The 20934-nt window shown below is 70.5% G+C and carries 20 protein-coding genes; 4 read left to right on the top strand and 16 right to left on the bottom strand.

The window, feature by feature from the left end; all coding sequences use genetic code 11:
• Nucleotides 1-20: 20 nt before the first annotated feature.
• From IE107_RS23135 to nsdA, 3 genes are all read right to left on the bottom strand, one after another.
• Nucleotides 21-359, bottom strand: a complete 339-nt coding sequence (locus IE107_RS23135; protein ID WP_189545875.1) for a P-II family nitrogen regulator — start codon at nucleotides 357-359, stop codon at nucleotides 21-23.
• Entirely contained in the window at nucleotides 356-1708 is a 1353-nt protein-coding gene (locus tag IE107_RS23130) for an ammonium transporter (protein WP_189545873.1), read from the bottom strand. The genes IE107_RS23135 and IE107_RS23130 overlap by 4 nt, the downstream gene beginning before the upstream one ends.
• 370 nt (nucleotides 1709-2078) lie before the next feature.
• The gene (gene nsdA, locus IE107_RS23125; RefSeq protein ID WP_189545871.1) at nucleotides 2079-3554 is read right to left on the bottom strand and encodes a transcriptional repressor NsdA; all 1476 of its coding nucleotides are present in this window, start codon (nucleotides 3552-3554) and stop codon (nucleotides 2079-2081) included.
• Between the two features lie 424 nt (nucleotides 3555-3978).
• Here nsdA and IE107_RS23120 point away from each other — a divergent pair, with 424 nt between their 5' ends.
• Nucleotides 3979-4638, top strand: a complete 660-nt coding sequence (locus IE107_RS23120) for a bifunctional DNA primase/polymerase (RefSeq protein WP_189545870.1) — start codon at nucleotides 3979-3981, stop codon at nucleotides 4636-4638.
• Nucleotides 4639-4749: 111 nt separating this feature from the next.
• Here the strand turns inward: IE107_RS23120 and ftsY are convergent, their stop codons facing one another.
• Nucleotides 4750-5961: a signal recognition particle-docking protein FtsY gene (ftsY, locus tag IE107_RS23115; RefSeq protein WP_189545868.1), complete on the bottom strand. Its 1212-nt coding sequence runs from the start codon at nucleotides 5959-5961 to the stop codon at nucleotides 4750-4752.
• A gap of 529 nt (nucleotides 5962-6490) precedes the next feature.
• Here ftsY and IE107_RS23110 point away from each other — a divergent pair.
• Complete coding sequence (locus tag IE107_RS23110) at nucleotides 6491-7462, top strand: LLM class flavin-dependent oxidoreductase (RefSeq protein ID WP_189545866.1); 972 nt, start codon at nucleotides 6491-6493, stop codon at nucleotides 7460-7462.
• 47 nt (nucleotides 7463-7509) lie between these two features.
• On the opposite strand, the gene IE107_RS23105 is transcribed toward IE107_RS23110, so the two are convergent.
• The 4 genes from IE107_RS23105 to IE107_RS23090 form a co-directional block, all read right to left on the bottom strand.
• Complete coding sequence (locus tag IE107_RS23105; RefSeq protein WP_189545864.1) at nucleotides 7510-8928, bottom strand: sugar porter family MFS transporter; 1419 nt, start codon at nucleotides 8926-8928, stop codon at nucleotides 7510-7512.
• A 206-nt stretch (nucleotides 8929-9134) separates the two neighbouring features.
• Entirely contained in the window at nucleotides 9135-12719 is a 3585-nt protein-coding gene (smc, locus tag IE107_RS23100) for a chromosome segregation protein SMC (RefSeq protein WP_189545862.1), read from the bottom strand.
• Between the two features lie 333 nt (nucleotides 12720-13052).
• Nucleotides 13053-13265, bottom strand: coding sequence for a hypothetical protein (locus tag IE107_RS23095; protein WP_018551753.1), 213 nt, complete (start codon nucleotides 13263-13265; stop codon nucleotides 13053-13055).
• Between the two features lie 440 nt (nucleotides 13266-13705).
• Nucleotides 13706-13987 carry an acylphosphatase gene (locus tag IE107_RS23090; protein WP_189545860.1) on the bottom strand — a complete coding sequence of 94 codons (282 nt, stop codon included), beginning with the start codon at nucleotides 13985-13987 and terminating at the stop codon, nucleotides 13706-13708.
• A gap of 146 nt (nucleotides 13988-14133) precedes the next feature.
• Here IE107_RS23090 and IE107_RS23085 point away from each other — a divergent pair, with 146 nt between their 5' ends.
• Complete coding sequence (locus IE107_RS23085; protein WP_189545858.1) at nucleotides 14134-15060, top strand: CAP domain-containing protein; 927 nt, start codon at nucleotides 14134-14136, stop codon at nucleotides 15058-15060.
• A gap of 76 nt (nucleotides 15061-15136) precedes the next feature.
• On the top strand, nucleotides 15137-15538 hold the full coding sequence (locus tag IE107_RS23080; protein ID WP_189545856.1) for a winged helix-turn-helix transcriptional regulator: 402 nt from the start codon (nucleotides 15137-15139) through the stop codon (nucleotides 15536-15538).
• On the opposite strand, the gene mutM is transcribed toward IE107_RS23080, so the two are convergent.
• From mutM to IE107_RS35210, 8 genes are all read right to left on the bottom strand, one after another.
• Complete coding sequence (mutM, locus tag IE107_RS23075; RefSeq protein WP_189545854.1) at nucleotides 15502-16392, bottom strand: bifunctional DNA-formamidopyrimidine glycosylase/DNA-(apurinic or apyrimidinic site) lyase; 891 nt, start codon at nucleotides 16390-16392, stop codon at nucleotides 15502-15504. The two genes, IE107_RS23080 and mutM, sit on opposite strands and share 37 nt — an antisense overlap.
• A gap of 94 nt (nucleotides 16393-16486) precedes the next feature.
• Nucleotides 16487-17311, bottom strand: a complete 825-nt coding sequence (rnc, locus tag IE107_RS23070) for a ribonuclease III (protein ID WP_189545853.1) — start codon at nucleotides 17309-17311, stop codon at nucleotides 16487-16489.
• Between the two features lie 19 nt (nucleotides 17312-17330).
• Nucleotides 17331-17504 carry a 50S ribosomal protein L32 gene (gene rpmF, locus IE107_RS23065; RefSeq protein ID WP_003965982.1) on the bottom strand — a complete coding sequence of 58 codons (174 nt, stop codon included), beginning with the start codon at nucleotides 17502-17504 and terminating at the stop codon, nucleotides 17331-17333.
• 2 nt (nucleotides 17505-17506) lie between these two features.
• Nucleotides 17507-18181, bottom strand: a complete 675-nt coding sequence (locus tag IE107_RS23060) for a YceD family protein (protein ID WP_189545850.1) — start codon at nucleotides 18179-18181, stop codon at nucleotides 17507-17509.
• 162 nt (nucleotides 18182-18343) lie between these two features.
• Complete coding sequence (locus tag IE107_RS23055) at nucleotides 18344-19426, bottom strand: cell division initiation protein (protein WP_189545849.1); 1083 nt, start codon at nucleotides 19424-19426, stop codon at nucleotides 18344-18346.
• Between the two features lie 98 nt (nucleotides 19427-19524).
• Entirely contained in the window at nucleotides 19525-20004 is a 480-nt protein-coding gene (gene coaD / locus IE107_RS23050) for a pantetheine-phosphate adenylyltransferase (protein ID WP_189546038.1), read from the bottom strand.
• A gap of 26 nt (nucleotides 20005-20030) precedes the next feature.
• Nucleotides 20031-20615, bottom strand: a complete 585-nt coding sequence (rsmD, locus tag IE107_RS23045; RefSeq protein WP_189545847.1) for a 16S rRNA (guanine(966)-N(2))-methyltransferase RsmD — start codon at nucleotides 20613-20615, stop codon at nucleotides 20031-20033.
• Between the two features lie 106 nt (nucleotides 20616-20721).
• The coding region (locus IE107_RS35210) for a hypothetical protein (protein WP_229867186.1) at nucleotides 20722-20934 on the bottom strand (213 nt) is incomplete at its 5' end.

Genomic DNA, 20934 nt, shown 5'->3' with positions numbered 1-20934 from the left:
TTTCGTCTCGGGAGCGTCGGTCAGAGTGCGTCCGGGCCGCGTTCGCCCGTCCGTACCCGGACCGCGGTGTCGACCGGCACGCTCCAGACCTTGCCGTCACCGATCTTTCCGGTGCGGGCGGCCTTCACGACGACGTCGATGACCTGTTCGGCGTCCTCGTCCTCGACCAGGACCTCGATACGGATCTTGGGCACGAGGTCGACGGTGTACTCGGCGCCCCGGTAGACCTCGGTGTGACCGCGCTGGCGTCCGTATCCGCTGGCTTCCGTGACCGTGAGGCCCTGGACGCCGAAGGCCTGGAGGGCCTCCTTGATCTCGTCCAGCCGGTGGGGCTTCACGACTGCGGTGATGAGCTTCATGCGTCCACCTTCTTCGTCTTCGCTGCTGCCGTGCTGCCCGGGGCCGGGCTCGTGGTGCGCGGGGCCGCGCCGCCGCCCGCTCCACTGAAGTCGTACGCGGTCTCGGCGTGTTCGACCTGGTCGATGCCGGAGATCTCGTCGTCCTCGGGGACCCGCATCCCGATCGTCCGGTCCAGCACGAAGGCCAGGACCGCGGAGACGACCAGAGAGTACGCGAGCACGGCGAAGACGCCGACGGCCTGCTTGCCGAGCTGTTCGAGGCCGCCGCCGTAGAAGAGGCCCTTGGCGTGGGACTGGACACCGCCGGTGGCGAAGAGGCCCACGAGGAGGGAGCCCGCGATACCGCCGACGAGGTGGACGCCGACCACGTCCAGCGAGTCGTCGTAGCCGAACTTGTACTTCAGGCCGACGGCCATGGCGCAGAGCACACCGGCGATCGCGCCGACCGCGAGGGCGCCGAGCGGGCTGACCGCACCCCCGGACGGGGTGATGGCGACGAGTCCCGCGACCGCGCCGGAGGCCGCGCCCAGGGTGGTGAAGGAGCCGTGGCGGAGCTTCTCGTAGCCGAGCCAGGCGAGCATCGCGGCGGCGGTGGCGACCTGGGTGTTGACGAACATCACCGCGCCGACGCCGTCGTCGTTGCCGAGCCACGAGCCGGCGTTGAAGCCGAACCAGCCGAACCAGAGCAGACCGGCGCCGAGCATGACGAGCGGCAGGCTGTGCGGCCGCATCGGGTCCTTCTTGAAGCCGACACGCTTGCCGATGACGAGGATCACTCCGAGCGCCGCCGCACCGGCGTTGATGTGGACGGCGGTACCGCCCGCGAAGTCGATGACCCCCATCTCGTACAGCCAGCCGCCCGCGCCCCAGACCCAGTGGGCGACGGGGAAGTAGACGACGGTGACCCAGAGCGTGATGAACAGGGCCCAGGAGGTGAATCTGACCCGGTCGGCGAGGGCGCCGCTGATCAGGGCCGGGGTGAGCACGGCGAACATCAGCTGGAAGACGGCGAAGACATAGACCGGGATCGTGTAGCCGTCCCAGAGCTGGGTGACGCCGATCCCGCTGAGGCCGAGGTAGTCCGGGCTCCAGCCGAGGACGGAGCCGATGTCGGAGCCGAAGGCGAGGCTGAAGCCGTAGAGCACCCACAGGACCGTGACGATCCCGAGACTGATGAAGCTCATCATCAGCATGTTGAGGGTGCTCTTGACGCGGACCATGCCCCCGTAGAAGAAGGCCAGGGCCGGGGTCATGAGCATCACCATGGCGGAGCAGATGAGCATGAACCCGGTGTTGGCGGCAGACAGTGTCGGGGTGTCTGCGGCAAGCGTCGTGATGCCTGGGGGCATCGGCGTCTCCTCGTCGTCGGAGCGGCCGCGTGCGGGCGATCGGGAGCGGCACCACGTGCGGGACCACTGGGAAAAGGGTGCGGGCCGGTTATGGCCACGAGATTCGCCCAGCGCGGTTTCCGCCGATGCCGCACGGTGTTTCACGGCGGTGACGAAGAGGCCGGGTGTGTTACGCCGCCATGAACCGACGGTGGCGCCACCGGTGCCGGGCCCGCCCCGCGGCCGGGCCCGCACAGGGTGCGATGACGACTCTCCCGTACGGGCGCGGCAATGCGAACCGGCCACGCCGACCACCCGCTGACCTGGCAATTGGGGGAGCCGAAGTCGGTCTGTGCGGTGTGGTCGCCGTGGCCGGGGCCGGGGGTGCTGCTCAGACCGCTTCCGCGGTCTCCGGCAGCTGCTCGGTGAGGAGATCGGTGAGCCTGGCGACCTCGGGGATGTCCCCGAAGTCCCTGGCGGCGGTGTCGACGGTCTTGCGGAGCCGGTTGTTGACGCGCTCGGAGCGGATCTTCCTGGCGACGCGCAGGGCCTGTTCGGCCAGGACCGTGGACTGTTCGGGCTCGTGCTTGAGGAGGTGGACGGTGGCGAGACCGACCAGGTTGAGCGCGTACGACCGCTGGTGCTCGCCGTCCTCCTCGAAGAGCTGGACGGCCTTTTCCATCCGGGGCTCGGCGAGCATGGCGTACGTGGGGCTGCGGCCCGCCACATAGGCGAGGTCGCGGAAGGAGTGGGAGTTCTCGCCGTTGAGCTCGGCCTCCGAGAAGAAGCGGATCCAGTCGGGCTCGGGCTCGCCGTCGATCCCCACGTCGAGGAAGGTGTCCTCGGCCATCCGGACGGCTCGTTTGCACTTGCTGGGCTGGCCCATGTTGGCGTACGCGCGGGCCTCCATCGCATACAGCATGGCCTGGGTGCGCGGGGTGGCGCAGTCACGGCTGCCGTACTGCGCGAGGTGGATCAGTTCGAGGGCGTCGTCGGGCCGTCCGAGGTGGATCATCTGGCGGCTCATGCTGGACAGGATGTACGAGCCCAGCGGTTTGTCACCGGCCTCCTTGGCCGCGTGGAGCGCGAGGACGAAGTACTTCTGGGCGGTGGGCTGGAGGCCGACGTCGTAGCTCATCCAGCCCGCCAGCTCGGCCAGCTCGGCGGCGCACCGGAAGAGCCGCTTGGCGGTGGCCTCCGGCTGCGGTTCCTGGAGCAGGTCGGTGACCTCGTGGAGCTGCCCGACGACGGCCTTGCGGCGCAGTCCGCCGCCGCACTGCGCGTCCCACTGGCGGAACATCGCGGTGGTGGACTCCAGCAGATCGAGCTCGGGGCCGGAGAGCCGGGAGGGGCGGCGGGTCGCGGCCGCGGGTTCCGGTTCCGCGGTGCCGGCGGTGGAGACGGGCACCAGCCAGCGCTGCATGGGCTCGATGAGCGCGGGTCCGGCGGCCAGGGCGAGCGAGGAGCCGAGGAATCCCCGGCGGGCGAGCATGAGGTCGCTGCGGGAGAACTCGCTGAGCAGGGCGACGGTCTGCGGGCCGGCCCATGGCAGGTCGACGCCGGACACGGACGGCGACTGGTGCGGGGAGCGCAGGCCGAGGTCCTCGACGGCGACGACGGCGCCGAAGCGCTCCGAGAAGAGCTCGGAGAGGATGCGCGGGATCGGCTCGCGCGGCTGCTCTCCGTCGAGCCAGCGCCGCACTCTGGAGGTGTCGGTGCTGATGTGGTGGGCACCCATCTGGCGCGCCCGGCGATTCACCTGGCGGGCGAGCTCGCCCTTCGACCACCCGCTTCGCACGAACCATGAGCTCAATTGCCCGTTGGGGCGCTTGCCGGCATTCGAATCGCCTGCGCCGCTGCCACTCACTGGAACGCCCCCATCCCGCTGAATACCTGTCGCGCGAACCATTACCAGAATGCCCTGAGCCGATGCGCCCATGCGGAGGGTGCGCACCGCCGAACAGGAAATCGGGTTGCCTCCGGCATACCCATGGGCGCACATACTTCCATGGTTCGTGTACCGACGGTAATCCTACGATCACCCCCCGGGCGAGGGCGATTACAGAAACGCCACCATTCGCCACCCCTTCGAATGAACGCCACCGCTGTCGGCCGCGATTCACTTGACACACGGCGATCAGCAGCAGGCGCAGTGACGCGGAACGGGGCGTGCAAGCCATCTCGCACGACCCCGAATGCCACCGGCGCACACCGGATCGACGGCGGCGACGGAGCGTCACGACTCAAGCCCGCGTCGTAACCACCGGCGAGTCGGACCCGTTGGAGGGGGCATGGGCTTCACGATCGGCGGCATCCTGGAGATGCGCACCGGCTCACGGCGCCGCGGCCGTACGGCCGAGTGCACGGCAGTGGCCGAGTACACGGGACTGTGGGGCTGGGCCGTCGCGCCGGGCGCGCGGGCCGCGGCCGGCCGCTGCTCGTGCGGACGGACGGACTGCTCCTCCCCCGGCGCCCATCCACTGGAGTTCGCCCCCGAGGTCCCCGCGGGCGCCACGCTCGACGCGGTGGCCGACGCATGGGCCCAGGTGCCGGGCGCCTCGATGCTGCTGCCGGTGGGCCGCACCTTCGACGTCCTCGATGTCGCCGAGGCGGCCGGGCGCCGAGCCCTGGTGCGGATGGAGCGGATGGGGCTGCCGCTCGGGCCGGTCGCGGTGACCCCGGCCGGGCGGGCGCAGTTCTTCGTGGCACCGGGGGCCGCCACCGAGCTCCCGCAGCTGCTGTACCGGATGGGCTGGGACGACGCGGGGCTGGACCTGCGGGCGCTGGGGCCCGGCTGCCACGTCACCGCCCCGCCGTCCGACGAGGGCGGCCTGGGCCCGGTCCGCTGGCTGCGCCCACCGGTGCTGGACACGGCGGCCGCCCCGCCGCAGGCCCGGCTGCTGCTCGGCACGCTGGCGTACAGCTGCCACCGCGCACCGCTGCGCGGCTGAGCGCGCCGGTGCCGGAACCGGTCCCGTGACACCGCGAACCGGTCCCGTGATGCCGAGAGCCCGACCGCTGCTGTGCCGTGCGGTCGGGCTCTTCGGGTGCGGTGCGAGCTCTCAGTCGCCGATCAGGGCGTCCACGAACGCCTCCGGCTCGAAGGGGGCCAGGTCGTCCGGGCCCTCGCCGAGTCCGACCAGCTTCACCGGCACGCCCAGCTCGCGCTGGACGGCGACGACGATTCCGCCCTTGGCGGTACCGTCCAGCTTGGTGAGCACGATGCCGGTGATGTCCACGACCTCGGCGAACACCCGGGCCTGCACCAGACCGTTCTGCCCGGTCGTGGCGTCCAGGACCAGCAGGACCTCGTCGAGCGGTCCGTGCTTCTCGACGACCCGCTTGACCTTGCCGAGCTCGTCCATGAGCCCGGTCTTGGTGTGCAGCCGTCCGGCGGTGTCGATGAGGACCACATCGGCGCCCTCGGCGATGCCTTCCTTCACCGCGTCGAAGGCGATCGACGCGGGGTCGCCGCCCTCGGGGCCGCGCACGGTGCGGGCGCCGACGCGCTCGCCCCAGGTCTGGAGCTGATCGGCGGCGGCCGCCCGGAAGGTGTCCGCCGCGCCGAGCACGACGCTGCGGCCGTCGGCGACGAGCACCCGGGCCAGCTTGCCGGTGGTGGTGGTCTTGCCGGTGCCGTTGACGCCGACGACCATCACGACGCCGGGGGTGTCGAGGCCGCTCTCCGTCTTGACCGCACGGTCGAAGTCGGTGCCGAGCAGGGTGAGGAGCTCCTCGCGCAGCAGCGTGCGCAGCCCTTCGGGGGTACGGGTGCCGAGCACGCGGACGCGCTCGCGGAGCCGCTCCACCAGCTCCTGGGTGGGCGCGACGCCGACGTCGGCGGTGAGGAGGGTGTCCTCGATCTCCTCCCAGGTGTCCTCGTCGAGGTTGTCGCGGGACAGGAGGGTGAGCAGCCCCTTGCCGAGGGAGTTCTGCGAGCGGGCGAGCCGGGCGCGCAGCCGTACCAGACGGCCGGCGGTGGGTTCGGGCACTTCGAGGGCGGGGGCGGCGGGCGCCTCCGGCTCGACGGCCTCGGGGGCCTCCTCGGCGGGAGCCTCGGCCTCGGGGGGGCCGACCTCCTCGATGGTGCGGCGCGGTTCCTCGCGCGGCGTCTCGGCTTCCTCGCCGACATGGGGCTCGGCGGGAGGAGTGATGGTCGGCGTGCTCGACGGTGCCGGGGGCAGCTGCTTCTTCTTGCGGCCGCTGACCACGAGCCCGCTGATCACGCCGACCGCGACCAGGGCGATGACTACAGCAAGGATGACGAATTCCATAACCCACCCAGTATCAGTCACGACCGCCCGAAGGGACCGCCCCGAAGGATCCCCGAGCATCCCCTTGAGCGTTATGCACCTTTTGGGGGTAAAGGTACGATCTTGACCGCGCCCCTCACCGCCGGCGCCGGGGTCGTGCACTTACCCATGGGGCTCACGGGGGCGGTGACGGCGGTCGCCGAGCCGGGCCCGTCCGCCACCCGCGACCCGGTCGCGTTCATCGACCCCTTCCTGCCCGACCGGCTCTCGGCACCCTGTCCACTGTTCATCGTGGCCGGCATGGCGCCGTTCAATGGCGCCGGGCCTGCTCTTCACCGGCGTGCGGTGACTCACCGGCCCACTCACCACCACCCGGATCGGGCGCCAGGGGCCGGGCCGGGCGGCCACCATCACGACCTCCGCCGCCCTGTACGCGATCCTGCCCCGTCCGGCCGGACGGGCCGGAGCGAGGGCGGACCCCTACACTTCTGACGCTGCGTCAGCTACTGTCCCGCCTCGCCGAGCCCGCCCGACGATGGGGACAAGTCTCATGGCCTTCACAGTGGTCCGGTTCAATCTCGTCGATCCCGACGCCACCCCCGAGCCGCTCGCGGCCCGCTACCGTGCCGCGCTGGAGATGGCCGCGTACGCCGACGGGCACGGCATCGACACCGTGCAGACCGAGGAGCACCACGGCACCGCCAACTCCTGGCTGCCCTCCCCCTTCGTCTTCGCCGGCTCGGTCTTCGGCGCCACCCGCCGGATCGCGGTCACCGTCTCGGCGGTCATCGGCCCGCTCCACGACCCGCTGAGGCTGGCCGAGGACATCGCGGTCCTGGACCTGCTGAGCGCCGGCCGGCTGGTGACAGTGGCGGGGATCGGGTACCGGCCCGAGGAGTACGAGCAGGCAGGCGTCGAATGGGGCCGGCGCGGCAGGCTCCAGGACGAGCTCCTGGAGACGCTGCTGCAGGCGTGGACCGGTGAGCCGTTCCCGTACCGGGGCCGTACGGTGCGCATCACGCCGCGCCCGTACACCCAGCCGCACCCGCTGCTGCTGGTGGGCGGCAGTTCGCGGGCGGCGGCGCGGCGGGCGGCCCGGTTCGGGCTGCCGTTCTTCCCGAGCGCGCATCTGCCGGAGCTGGAGGCCTACTACCAGGAGCGGCGCGCCGAGTTCGGAACGGACGGCTTCTGCATGATGCCCGCCGCCGAGACACCGCTGCTGCACGTGTCCGAGGATCCGGACCGGACCTGGGCGGAGTACGGCGAGTACTTCCTGCACGAGGCGCGCACCTATGCCTCCTGGCAGTCCAAGGACATCCGCTCCGCCGTGCGTTCGGCGGCGACGACGGTGCCGGAGCTGCGGGCCGAGGGGGTCTACCGGGTCGTCACCCCCGAGGAGTGCACCGCGGCCGCCGCGGAGCTGGACAGCCTGGTGCTGCACCCGCTGTGCGGCGGGATGCCGGTCGAGGAGGGATGGCGCAGCCTGCGGCTGTTCTGCGATGCGGTCGCGCCGGGTGCCTGAGGGCTGCCCGTAGTCCCTGGCGGGCCACCGGGGACTACGGGCAGCCCTCAGCCCATCTCCTCCAGCGCCTTGCCCTTGGTCTCCTTCACGAACTTGAGCACGAAGGGGATCGAGAGCGTGGCGAAGCACGCGTAGATGATGTACGTGCCCGAGAGGTTCCAGTCGGACAGGCTGGGGAAGCTCGCGGTGATCGCCCAGTTGGCGATCCACTGCGCGGACGCGGCGACACCGAGTGCGGCGGCGCGGATCTTGTTGGGGAACATCTCGCCGAGGAAGACCCAGACGACGACACCCCACGACAGGGCGAAGAAAAGCACGAACACATGGGCCGCGACGAGCGCCACGACGCCCTGGGTGGTGGGCAGTTTGCCGTCGACCAGCTCGGCGGAGAAGGCCCAGGCCTCGAAGGCGAGAGCGATGGCCATGCCGGTGGAGCCCGCCAGCGCGAGCGGCTTGCGGCCCACCCGGTCCACCAGGACCATCGCGATGACGGTACCGATGATGTTGATGATGGACGTGGTGAACGACCAGAAGAACGAGGCGGTCGGGTCGATGCCGACGGACTGCCAGAGCGTCGCCGAGTAGTAGAACGCCACGTTGATGCCGACGAGTTGCTGAAATACCGACAGCCCGATACCGACCCAGACGATCGGCAGGAAGCCGAAGCGGCCGCCGAGCAGGTCCGTGAACCTGGACTTGTGCTCGCGGTGCATCGCGGTCTCGATCTCGATCACCCGGGCATCGAGGTCGACGCTCCTGCCTTCGACCTCCTCCAGGATCTTCCGGGCCCGGTCCTTCTTGCCGACCGAGATCAGGAACCGCGGCGACTCGGGAATCGCGAAGGACAGGAGCCCGTACAGGGCCGCCGGGACGACCATCACGCCGAGCATCCACTGCCAGGCTTCGAGACCGCCGATGCTTCCGCGCTGATCGCCGTCGGCGAGCTGCAGAATGCCGTAGTTGACCAGCTGGGAGATGGCGATGCCGACGACGATCGCCGCCTGCTGGAAGGAGCCGAGCCGGCCGCGGTAGGCGGGCGGCGAGACCTCCGCGATGTACGCCGGGCCGATCACCGAGGCCATACCGATGGCGAAGCCGCCGATGATGCGCCACATCGCCAGGTCCCAGAGCGCGAACGGGAGCGCGGAGCCGACGGCGCTGACGGTGAAGAGCACGGAGGCGATCTGCATGCAGCGGATACGGCCGATGCGGTCGGCGATGCGCCCCGCCGTGGCCGCGCCGATCGCACAGCCGATCAGGGCGATGGCGATGACCTGGGCGAGCGTTCCCGAGCCGATGTCGTAGCGGCTGCGGATCGCCTCGACGGCGCCGTTGATGACGGAGCTGTCGTAGCCGAACAGGAAGCCACCCATGGCGGCGGCAGCGGTGATGAAGATGACATGGCCGAGGTGGTCCGGGTGAGCCGCTCGGGCTCCGGACGCCGGTCCCTGCGCTGCGTTGGTCACATGAGCTCCAGATCCTGGCCGCGCCGTCAGGTGTGGGGCGAACTCTTCCAAGTGGCGCACAACTTCCCCGGTGCCACCACTTGAAGGCAAAACCGATGCAACAGGGATCATTCACCCATGTCGCGAAGTGCACATGCGAAACCAGTCACATGCCCGCCGATGAACACCCGAGTCGATCGTTGAACCCTTGAATGCGGAACGGGGCTTCAGCGCAGGCGCTGACTGATGACCTTCGAGACTCCGTCGCCCTGCATCGATACGCCGTACAGCGCGTCGGCGACCTCCATCGTCCGCTTCTGATGTGTGATCACGATGAGCTGCGAGCTCTCCTGGAGCTCCTCCATGATCCGGATCAGCCGCTGCAGATTGGTGTCGTCGAGCGCCGCCTCGACCTCGTCCATCACATAGAACGGGCTCGGCCGGGCCTTGAAGATGGAGACCAGCAGCGCCACCGCCGTGAGCGAGCGTTCGCCTCCGGACAGCAGCGAGAGCCGCTTGACCTTCTTGCCGGGCGGCCTCGCCTCCACGTCCACACCGGTCGCGAGCATGTTGTCCGGGTCGGTCAGGACGAGCCGGCCCTCGCCACCCGGGAAGAGCCGCGAGAAGACGCCCTCGAACTCGCGGGCCGTGTCCCGGTACGCCTCCGTGAACACCTGCTCGACCCGCTCGTCGACCTCCTTGACGACCTGTATCAGATGGGCCCGGGTCTTCTTCAGGTCTTCGAGCTGCTCGGAGAGGAAGTTGTGCCGCTCCTCCAGCGCCGAGAACTCCTCCAGGGCGAGCGGATTCACCTTTCCGAGTTGCTGATACGCCCGTTCGGCCGACTTCAGCCGCTTCTCCTGCTCGGCCCTGACGAACGGCTTCGGCCGGTTGCGCGGATGCTCCGGGTCCTGCGGCAGCTCCTCGCCCTCCGCGGCCGGTGACGGCGGTACGAGCTGGTCGGGGCCGTACTCGGCGGCCAGCCCGGCAGGCTCGACGCCGAGTTCCTCCAGTGCCTTCGCCTCCAACTGCTCTATCCGCAGCCGCTTCTCGGCACCGAGCACCTCACCGCGGTGGACGGAGTCGGTGAGCTTGTCCAGCTCGCTCTTGAGATCGCGGCCCCGGCCGCGCTCGGCCGACAGCTCCCGCTCCCGCTCCGCCTTCGCCGCCTCGGCCACCGCCCGCTCCCGCTCGGCCCGTACGACGGACACCTCGACGTGTGCGAGCAGCTGACGGGTTCCGGACGCGACGGCGGAGGCCACCGCCGCCTCGTGGCGCAGCCGGGCCCGGCGCCGCTCGGCGCGGGCGCGGGCCTCCCGTTCGGCGCGGGCGCCCCGGTCGAGGGAGTCGGCCCGGCCCGCCAGCGCCTTGACCCGCTCCTCGTGGGTACGCACCTGGAGACGGGCCTCCATCTCGGTCTGGCGGGCGTTGGCCCCGTCGGCGGCGAGCCGGTCGCGGACGGCGGTGTCCGGCTCCTCCTCGATCTCCGTCTCCTCGGCGACCAGCAGCCGTTCGGCCAGCTCCTCGACCTCCTCGGTCGCCCGTTCGAGCGCCTCCTGGGCGCGGGCGGCCGACGCGGTCATCCGCTCGGCCTCACCGGCCGCGCCACGGGCCTGTCCGGCCAGCCTCCCCAGCTGCTGGGACACCCCGGACTTCTCCCGCTCGGCGGCCCGGCGCCGCTCCCCCAGCTCCTCGACCAGCCCGGCGGCGGCCCGGCGCCGCTCCCCCGCGAGCCGCTGCCCCTCGGTCAAGTCGGCGCACCGCACGCCCAGTTCCTCCAGCTGCGCGGCGGCCTCGTCGACCGAGGCCTGCACTTCGAGGAGGCTCGGCGCCCCGGCGGAACCGCCGTGCGCGAAGTGGGCCGAGAGAATGTCCCCCTCGGCGGTCACGGCCGTCAGCTCCGGGTGTACGGCGACGAGGTCCTCGGCATCCTCCAGGGTCCCGACGACCACCATGTCCCGTACCAGCCTGCGTACGGCGTCCATCAGTTCGACGGGCCCGCGGACGAGGTCGGCCACGGCGCGCGGCCCTTCGGCACCGGCACCACCACCGGCATCATCGGCACCCCCCTGACCGGGGACTTCGGCGCGCCGCACCGCGCCCAGCAGCAGCGCCGCCCGCCCCGCGTCCTGCTTGCGCAGCAGCCGGATCGCCTCGGCCGCCGTGGCCGGGTCCGTCACCGCGACCGCGTCGGCCGCCGCGCCCAGTGCCGCCGCCACCGCCACCTCGTGCCCCGGCGCCACCGCCAGGAGTTCCGCGGCAGGACCGACCAGACCGGACAGCCCCTCCCGCGCGCCCAGCAGCGCACCCGTGCCGTCCTTGCGGCGCAGGCCGAGGGCCAGCGCCTCGTGGCGGGCGGCCACCGCCGCCCGCTTCCGCTCCGCGGCGGTGGCCGCCTCCCGGGCCGCGGAGAGCGCCGCCTCGGCCTCCGCGAGCTCCGCCTTGGCGGCGTCGTGCCGCTCGCCGAGCTCCTGATCCCCGGCGTCCAGGCCCTCGACCTCAGCCTTGAGCTGCTCGTACTCCTCCTGGGCGGCGACCGCCCGCTCCCTCGCCTCGTCCCGGGAGGCGGCCAGCCGGTCGATCTCGGCCTGCGCCGAACCGGCCCGGCTGCGGGCCGCGTTGACCTGTCCGTTCAGCCGGGCCAGCCCTTCGCGTCGGTCCGCGATGGCACGGGCGGCATCCTTGAGCCTGCGTTCCTCGGCCGCCAACTCCCGTTCGAGGTCGGCGCGGTGGGCCGCGGTGTCCTCCAGCGCATGCTCCGCGGCCGTCAGTGCGGCGGCCAGCTCCGCCTCCTGCTCACGGATCCGGGCCGCCTCCCGCTCCATGTCCTCGGGATCGCGTCCGCGCCGCTCCTCCTCCGGGACGGCGGAGGCACTCTTCACCCGGGCGTCGGCCAGCGAGATCGTGCCGCGCACCCGCTCGGCCAGCTGGGACAGCTCGTACCAGGTCTGCTGGGCGCGCTGGAGCCGCGGCGCCAGCCGCCGTACCTCGTCCTCCAGCTCCGCCTCGCGGACCAGGGCGGCCTTGAGCTCCGCCTCCGCGGCCTCCCGGCGCTGCTTGAGCGCCGCTTCGTCGGCGATCTCACTGCGCAGCGCCGTCCGCAGCCGCACCAGGTCGTCGGCGAGCAGCCGCAGCCTGGCATCGCGCAGATCGGCCTGGATGACCGCGGCCCGGCGCGCCACGGCCGCCTGCCGGCCGAGCGGTTTCAGCTGCCGTCGCAGTTCGTCGGTGAGGTCCTGGACGCGGGCCAGGTTGGCTCCCATCGCGTCCAGTTTCCGCAGCGCCTTCTCCTTCCGCTTGCGGTGCTTGAGCACGCCCGCGGCTTCCTCGATGAACGCGCGGCGGCCCGTCGGATCGGCGTGGAGCACGGAGTCCAGCTGGCCCTGACCGACGATGACGTGCATCTCGCGGCCGATGCCCGAGTCCGAGAGGAGTTCCTGGATGTCCAGGAGCCGGCAGGTGTCGCCATTGATCTGGTACTCGCTGCCGCCATTGCGGAACATGATCCGAGTGATCGTCACTTCGGCGTACTCGATGGGCAGTGCGCCGTCGGAATTGTCGATGGTCAGCGATACTTCGGCCCGTCCGAGCGGCGGCCGGCCCGTGGTGCCGGCGAAGATCACGTCTTCCATCTTGCCGCCGCGCAGGGATTTGGCGCCCTGTTCCCCCATGACCCAGGAGAGCGCGTCCACCACATTGGACTTGCCGGACCCATTGGGACCGACGACACAGGTGATGCCGGGTTCGAACCGCAGCGTCGTGGCGGAGGCGAATGATTTGAAACCACGCAGGGTCAGGGCCTTGAGGTGCACGCCGCCGGACTCTACCTTTCGCTCTCGGTTTCACCGATGAAGGTGCAGGGCACATCAGACGTTAAGGGAAGGGGTGCATGTCGGGGGCGGTCCCGCACAGGTCCGGGCGGAAATGGATCGGACGGAAAAGAAAGAAGGGACGCCGAAGCGCCCCTTGTAAATCTTGTGCGGTGTTACGTGCGGTGTTGCTGGTGCAGCGGCGCATGACGGATCAAGGACATGTCACGAGGGTGACAGATCAAGTGCAGTGATCTTCAATGATCCGGCGACGATCCGGGTGGTGATCTCGGACGGCTGACGCGTACAGCCCGACCGGCCCCTGGGGGCCATCGGTCAGGTCAGCGCCGGCTCCGCCTGAGGTACGTCGATGTCGATGCTGTCGAGCAGCGACTCTTGGTGCTGGGCGGCGGCGTTCAGCGCGTCGTTCTCGTCCTGAATCCGGACGAGCTCGGATTCGAGATCCTGGACGCGCTGCTGGAGCCGTCGCATCTCGGCGAGGAGTCGCGGGTCGGAACCGCCGACGTAACCGAGAAGCGCCTTTGCCATGATGGATGGTCCTCCACACTGAGTGACCGACCGATGCGGTGTGGGTCGTGAGGGAATCGCACCCGCGGTGCTCGGCAGCGCTCTGTCGTCACTGCTGTTCTGCTGCCAAACAGCTCTGCCAAACAGTTAAGGTGCGCGGGGATTTCAGCGTCTCACCAAAAACTTTGACGGTCAACACGATCACACCCAGTAGAGGCGGGCAGCCCGGGGGCGCGCGGCTTCGGTGATCATGCGGCGCGACTCTCCTGCGGGTCCCTGCGGGGCGTGGAGATCATCCTTACTCCCGCAGCCTGGCACGGTATCCGAATCTTGGCAACCACCCGGTCATTCCGCAGGTCATTTCATGTGTGCGCAGCTGAGCACCTCGCCCGACAACCCCCAGCGGCGCTTCGAACACGGTCCGAACACGACCCGCTCCGCACCCCCGGACCGGCCCCGGATCAGCGGATCGCGAAGCCCTCGTAACCGCCGCGCGGGGTGTCCCATATCTCAGTGACTCCGTCCACGCGGCCGGGTGTGTCGTCCGAGCGCAGCCAGTCCAGCAGGCGGTGGCAATTCTCACGCCGACCCTCGGCGACGACCTGCACCCTGCCGTCGTCGAGGTTGAGGGCGAAACCGGTGAGACCACCGATCTCCAGGGCGTTCGCCCTGGTGAACCAGCGGAACCCCACTTGCTGCACTCGGCCGCGTACCCATGCGGTGAGTCGTACTTCTTCGTTCATGCCCGAACGCTAACCGGCCCATCGCTCTCGGAGCACGTCCTGCCGTGGGGGGCATGGCGTACAGTCCCGACGCAATGACCTCACTCGAACGGGTGATGCGTGTCGACGCCGGATGTGGCGTCCGGACCATCGGAAGGGCTCAGCAGATGGGACGCCATCGACGCTCCGCCGCGGCTCCGGCCGCTGAGGACCACGCGGCGAAGGTCGCGGGCCGCAACCACGGCGGGCACCGCAGGAAGCGCTCCGGAGCACCTGTCCGTACGGGACTGGTCGGCGTCTTCGCGGCCCTTGCCGTGGGAGCCGTGGCGGTGGCCTCCGGCCTGGTGCCCGGCACCGACGGCTTCCCCCTGGGCGGCGGCGCCGACCGGGTACGGGCCGGAAGCGCACCTGATCTGCAGGCCCAGGGCGGCTCCAGCACCGCACCGGCCGACCGCGGCACCGCGTCCGCACCGACCGATCGCGGCACCGGCCGGGCCGAGGGCCCGACGCGGACCGGATCCCCCATCGGAGCCCCCGCCTCCCCTTCCAAGACGTCTTCGAAGGCGCCCGAGCGTGCGGAGCCGTCCCCGGCCGCGCCGTCGAAGTCCGCGGCTGCCGGGAACGGGAAGAGCACCGCCCCCACCACCGAGAAGTCCTCGGCCGCGCCGAAGACTTCCGCCCCCGCGACCCGTAGCGCCGCCGCCCCGGCACCGATCGCCGCCTCCGCCTCGTCCGCCGTGCTCGCGCTGGTCAATCAGGAGCGCGGGAAGGTGGGCTGCAGCCCGCTGACCGCCAGCGCCTCGCTCGCCTCGCTCGCCCAGGACTTCAGCGAGGACATGGCCGCCCGCAGCTTCTTCGACCACACCGACCCCGACGGCCGGACCCCCTGGGACCGCGCGTCGAAGGCCGGCGTACGGGGCCTCGCCGCCGAGAACATAGCCCACGGCCAGGCCGACGCGCAGGCCGTGATGGACTCCTGGATGAACAGCGACGGCCACCGGGCGAACATTCTCAACTGCGACTACAAGACGCTCGGCGTCGGTGTCCACTACGGCTCGGGCGGCCCTTGGTGGACCCAGGACTTCGGCTTCTGAGCCGCACTCCGCACAGCACTCACTCCCGGAAAGCACGCTCCCGCAGTGAGCGCTGTGCGGGCGTAGGCTGCTCGGTATGGACGAGAACACCCGTCTGGACGAGCTCGCCTTCGATGTGTTCTCCAGGCAGTGCCCCTCACGCGGCACGCTGGAGCACGTCACCGGGCGCTGGGGCAGTCTGACACTGGGAGCGCTGTACGAAGGCGGTTTCCGCTTCAACGAGCTCCGTCGCCGGGTCGACGGCGTGAGCGAGAAGATGCTCTCCCAGACGCTCCACGCCCTGGAACGGGACGGCCTGGTCCATCGGGAGGCGCAGCCGGTCAATCCGCCGCGCGTCGACTACGAGCTGACACCCCTGGGCCGGCAGGTGGCCGAGCGGCTGCTCGCGCTGATCCAGCTCGTCGAGGGCCGGATGCCCGAGGTGCTCCGGGCCCGTGACCACTACGACGATACGCACCCCGGCCGGGCAGTTTCCTGAGCCGTGCGCGGCGGCCGCTGGCAGCGGGGGCAGAAGTAGCTGGAGCGGTTCATCCAGGGGCGGCGGCGCATCGGCGTACCGCAGCGGTGGCAGGGCTCGTCCTCGCGCCCGTAGGCGTCCAGCGAGCGGTCGAAATAGCCGGACTCGCCGTTCACATTGACGTAGAGGCTGTCGAAGCTGGTGCCGCCCTGGTCGAGCGCAGCACTCATCACGTCACGGACGTGGCCGAGCAGTTCGGCCGACTTGGGGCGGGTGAGGGTCGCGGTCGGCCGGTCGTAGTGCAGCCTGCTGCGCCAGAGCGCCTCGTCCGCGTAGATGTTGCCGACGCCGCTGATCAGCGACTGGTCGAGCAGGGCCCGCTTGACGGTCGTACGGCGCAGGCGCAGGGCCGCGTGGAAGGCGGCGTCGTCGAAGGCCGGGTCCAGGGGGTCGCGGGCGATGTGCGCGATGGTGTCGGGCAGCCCGTCGGGGGTGTTCTCGTGGAGCGAGAGCCCTCCGAAGGTCCGCTGGTCGACGAAGCGGAGCTCGGTGCCCAGGGAGTCGTCGAAGCGGATCCGGATCCGCAGATGCTTCTCGTCGGGTGCGTCCTGCGGCTGCACGAGCAGCTGGCCGCTCATGCCGAGGTGGCCCAGGAGCGAGCTGGACGCGTCGTCCAGCGGCACCCAGAGGTACTTGCCCCGGCGCATCGCCGTACCGAAGCGGGCGCCGCCGAGCCGGGCCGCGAAGTCCATGCCACCGGCGAGATGGCGGCGGACGGCACGCGGGTGCAGCACCTCGACATCACCGACCGTCCGGCCGGTGACCCAGCGTTCGAGACCACGTCGTACGACTTCGACCTCGGGCAGCTCGGGCACGGTGTCACTCCTGAAAGGACGGTCCGGGTAAAGAGTACGTTTCCGGGCAGGAAGAACCCCCCGGTGCGCGGGGGCACCGGGGGGGTTCTGGGGGTCAGGCCGGAGCCGCGTCCGTGGACGGCGACGGGCCTGCAGGGGTGTCGGCGCCCCCTTCATCGGCAGCGTCCTTGGCCGCTGCCGCCCGTTCCTCCGCGGCGGCGCTGATCTCGCGCCAGGCGGACTCCGCCGCCTGCTGCTCCGCTTCCTTCTTGCTACGGCCGGTGCCGGTGCCGTACGAGACACCACCGACGCGAGCAGCAGCAGTAAAGGTCTTCTCGTGGTCCGGGCCGGTCTCCGTGACGAGGTACTCGGGGACTCCGAGGCTCTCGCCGGCGGTGAGCTCCTGAAGGCTGGTCTTCCAGTCCAGGCCGGCACCGAGGTTCGAGGACCTGTCGATCAGCGGGTCGAAGAGCCGGTGCACCAGCTCCGAGGCCGCGCCGAGGCCCTGGTCGAGATAGACCGCGCCGATCACCGCTTCAAGGGTGTCGGCGAGGATGGACGCCTTGTCCCGGCCTCCCGTGCCCTCTTCGCCCCGGCCGAGCCGGATGAAGGAGCCGAGTTCGAGGCCGCGGCCCACTTCCGCAAGCGCACGCGAGTTGACCACCGCGGCCCGCAGCTTGGCCAGCTGGCCTTCGGGCAGGTCGGGGTGGGTGCGGTACAGCGTGTCCGTGACCACCAGACCGAGCACCGAGTCCCCGAGGAATTCGAGCCGCTCGTTGGTGGGCAGACCGCCGTTCTCGTACGCGTACGAACGGTGGGTCAGCGCGCGCACCAGAAGGGCGGTCTCGAGTTGATACCCGAGCCGCCCTTCCAGAAGCGTGTGGGACGAGGCTGTGTTGACGTTGTCTGCCTTCTTCTTGGCGTTGGACAACTCAGACATCGGGCCTCTCACCAGCCGCTCAGACCTCGAGGACCTGGCGCTTGTTGTACGTGCCGCAGCTGGGGCACGCGATGTGCTGCAGCTTCGGCTCCTGGCAACGCTCACACGAAACCAGGGTGGGGACCGCAGCCTTCCACTGCGACCGGCGGTGGCGCGTGTTGCTGCGCGACATCTTCCGCTTCGGAACAGCCACGGCTACTTCTCCTGCTTCTCGTCGACGCCCGCTTCGGCGCCGCCCATGTTGTCCTTCTCGCCGTCCTGAACGGTGTCGGCGAGTCCTTGCAATGCCGCCCAACGAATGTCGACGGCATCATGGTGATGACCGGGGTTCTCGTCCAGCCTGATTCCGCATTCGGAACACAGACCGGCACAGGACTCCCGGCACACCGGCTGCATCGGCAGTGCGAGCACCACCGCATCGCGCAGCACTGGTTCGAGGTCGAACAGGCCGTCCTCGATGAAGAGCCTGTCCTCGTCGTCCTCGGCGTCGTCGGCCGGCTCCGCCTTGCTGCTGCGGCCCCGGTCATCGGCGTCAGGGTACGAGAACATCTCCTGGAAGTCCGCCGCAACCTCTAGGCGCAGCGGCTCCAGACACCTTACGCACTCCCCCTCGGCCGACGCACGGGCGGTGCCTGTGACAAGCACCCCTTCCACGACCGATTCGAGGCGGAGGTCCAGCTCCACGGGTGCGCCTTCCGGCACACCGATGACCCCGTCGATGCCGAGAACAGCCGGCGGACCAGGTGCGTCCACCGTGCGGGAGAGCCGCTGGAGGGCACCGGGACGCCGGCCCAGCTCGTGCGTATCGAACACGAGGGGGTTTCGGTGGTCGAGGTGGCCGTTCAGGGCTTTTCCTGCTTTCGAGATCATGTGCAACGCACATCGTGGGGAGGGCCGACCGGATTCGGAGTCGAAACGGGCAGCCGGGACCGCGGACATACGCGCGACCGAGGAGCCAGGATACTGGACGCGCCGCCCAGCTCCCAATCCGGGCGGCCGGGGCCGACCGGGTCGGGGCCCGGCCGCTTGCGGTCAGCGCTCCTGTTCGTACCGGCGGAGCTGGTCCAGGTCGATCATGCTGGTGTCGAAGAGGCTGGTCTCGTCGAGGGCGCTCTCGCCCTGCGGCTGGAGGGCCTGCTGGGGCTGCTGCTGGGGCCAGCCGTCATACCCCTGGACCGGGATCTGGGCCTGGGCCTGGGCCTGGCTCTGGTCGTAGCCCTGCTGCTGATACGCCGCTGCGTACGGGTCCGGCTGCTGCTGGTATCCGTAGGCGTCCTGCTGCGGCTGGTCCTGGTACGCGTAGGTCTCCGCGTAGCCGGGCTGCGTCTGGGCGGGGAAATGGGGCTGGGCCTGCTGGTGCGCCGGCTGCGGCTGCGGGGTGGCGAGCTCGGCGAGGCCGGCCCAGTGGTCCTCGTCGCTGATGCGCCCCTGGTCGCCCGCGGCGTCCTGGGCGGCCACATGCGCGCCGAGGTCGTCGGTGGGGATCCTGCCGTGCAGTTTCTGCCGTCCGCGGCCGACCGCCTCCAGGGTCTTGGCGAGCACGGCCTCGAAGGCGCCCAGCTTGGTGTCGACGTACTCGTCCGCCCGGCGCTGGAGCGTGGCCGGGTCGGTGCTGCGCTCGGGGGCCTCGGCGAAGTCCGGGTCCTCGTAGCCCTGCTCGTCGAAGGGCTGCCCGCGGCCGAGGAGCTTCTCGCGGCCCCGGTCGACCGAGCCGATCGTCTTGGTGAGCACGACCTCGAAGTTGGCCAGCTTGCTGTCGACGTACTCGTCGGCCTCGGCGCGGACCTCGGCGGCCTCGCGACGGGCCTCGTCGAGGATGCGGTCGGCCTCGCTGCGGGACTGCCGGGCGATCTCGGTGTCGGCGATCAGCGAGGTGCGTTCGGCGCGGGCGGCCCCAATGATCCGCTCGGCCTCCTGGCGGGCCTGCTCGGCCAGCTGCTCCTGGCCGCCGATGAGCTCCTGGGCGTGGGCGAGCGAGCCGGGCAGGGCCTCACGCACCTCTTCGAGCATCGCGAGCAGCTCGGCGCGGTTGACCACGCACGAGGCCGACATGGGCATCGACCGGGCGCTCCCGACCGCTTCGACGATCTCGTCGAGCTTCTTCTGCACGTCCACCGTGTGCTCGCCACTCTCTACAGCCGATTGGAGACGGACGGGACGACTGTAAGGCCAGTCGGCGCCCGTCCGACACCTGGTGACGGTCCGTCAGTGGATCAGCCCCGGGCGAGACGCTCGGTGAGGGCCCGGTGGACCACCGGGGGGAGCAGGTGGGAGACGTCGCCGCCCCAGGTGGCGACCTCCTTGACCAGGGAGGACGACAGGAAGCTGTAGGTCGGATTGGTCGGTACGAAGAGCGTCTCGACGCCGGAGAGGCCGTTGTTCATCTGGGCCATCTGGAGCTCGTAGTCGAAGTCGCTGACGGCCCTCAGGCCCTTGACGATCGCCGGGATGTCGCGCTGCTTGCAGAAGTCGACCAGGAGGCCGTGGAAGGACTCGACCTGGACGTTGTCGAAGTCCGCGGTGACCTGGCGGATCAGGTCGATCCGCTCGTCGACCGTGAACAGGCCCTTCTTGGACTGGTTGATCATCACCGCGACATGCACCACGTCGTACAGCTTCGAGGCGCGGCCAATGATGTCGAGGTGTCCATTGGTGATGGGGTCGAACGACCCCGGACAGACGGCGCGGCGCAACTTGGTTCCCTCGCTCTCCGGTGCGGTCATCGTGCGTCTTCGCACGTAGAGGCGGCGCGACCGTACCAAAGCGTTCCTTCGCCGTATCGACGGGCCCGCAAGGGTTCGAACCCCTCGGGCCAGTCGAATTCTCCGCCTCTGGTGCTGCGTTCCACGGTGACGAGGGCATCGGCCGTGAGCCACCCCTGGGCACGGAGTGTGAGCAGTATCTCGCCAAGATCGTTGTCGGTGACGGCGTACGGCGGGTCCAGGAACACCACGTCGTACGGCTGGGCCGGGGCAGGTCCCGTCACGATCTGCTCGGCCTTGCCGGTACGGACCTCGGCGCCGGGCAGGCCGAGCGTGCGGACGTTGTCCCGGACGGTGCGGACGGCCTTGGGATCGGCCTCGACGAGCAGGGCGTGCACCGCGCCCCGGGAGAGCGCCTCCAGACCGACGGCTCCGGAACCCGCGTACAGATCGGCGATACGGGTGCCCTCCAGGCTGCCGAGGAGGGCTTCCCAGGTGGAGAAGAGGCCCTCGCGCGCACGGTCGGAGGTGGGGCGGGTGCCGGTGCCGGGCGGAACGGCCAGGCGGCGTCCGCCGGCCGAGCCGGCGATCACGCGGGTCATGGGTGTCTGGTCCTCGGTTCGTGGGCGGCCCGCGGGGTGCCCCGGCGCCGTGCCACCCACGATATGGCGTTGCGGCCGATCGGGCCCGCGCACCCGGTGTCTCCGGTCAGCCCTTGTCGAGGTACTGCTCGCGCTCCTTGTCGAGCAGCGCGTCCAGCGCCGTCCGCAGCCCCGGCAGGTGTTCCAGCTCCGGGTCGGCCGCGACGACCGCCACGGCCTCCTCCCGTGCGGCGGCGATGACCTCCTCGTCGTCGATGACGGTGAGCATCCGCAGCGAGGAACGGACCCCGGACTGGGCCTGGCCGAGGACATCGCCCTC

This window comes from Streptomyces gelaticus (assembly GCF_014649535.1).
In the GTDB taxonomy this organism is placed as follows: Bacteria; Actinomycetota; Actinomycetes; order Streptomycetales; family Streptomycetaceae; genus Streptomyces; species Streptomyces gelaticus.
The sequence above is the reverse complement of the archived record's forward strand: the minus strand, read 5'-3'. Positions and strand labels throughout refer to the sequence as shown.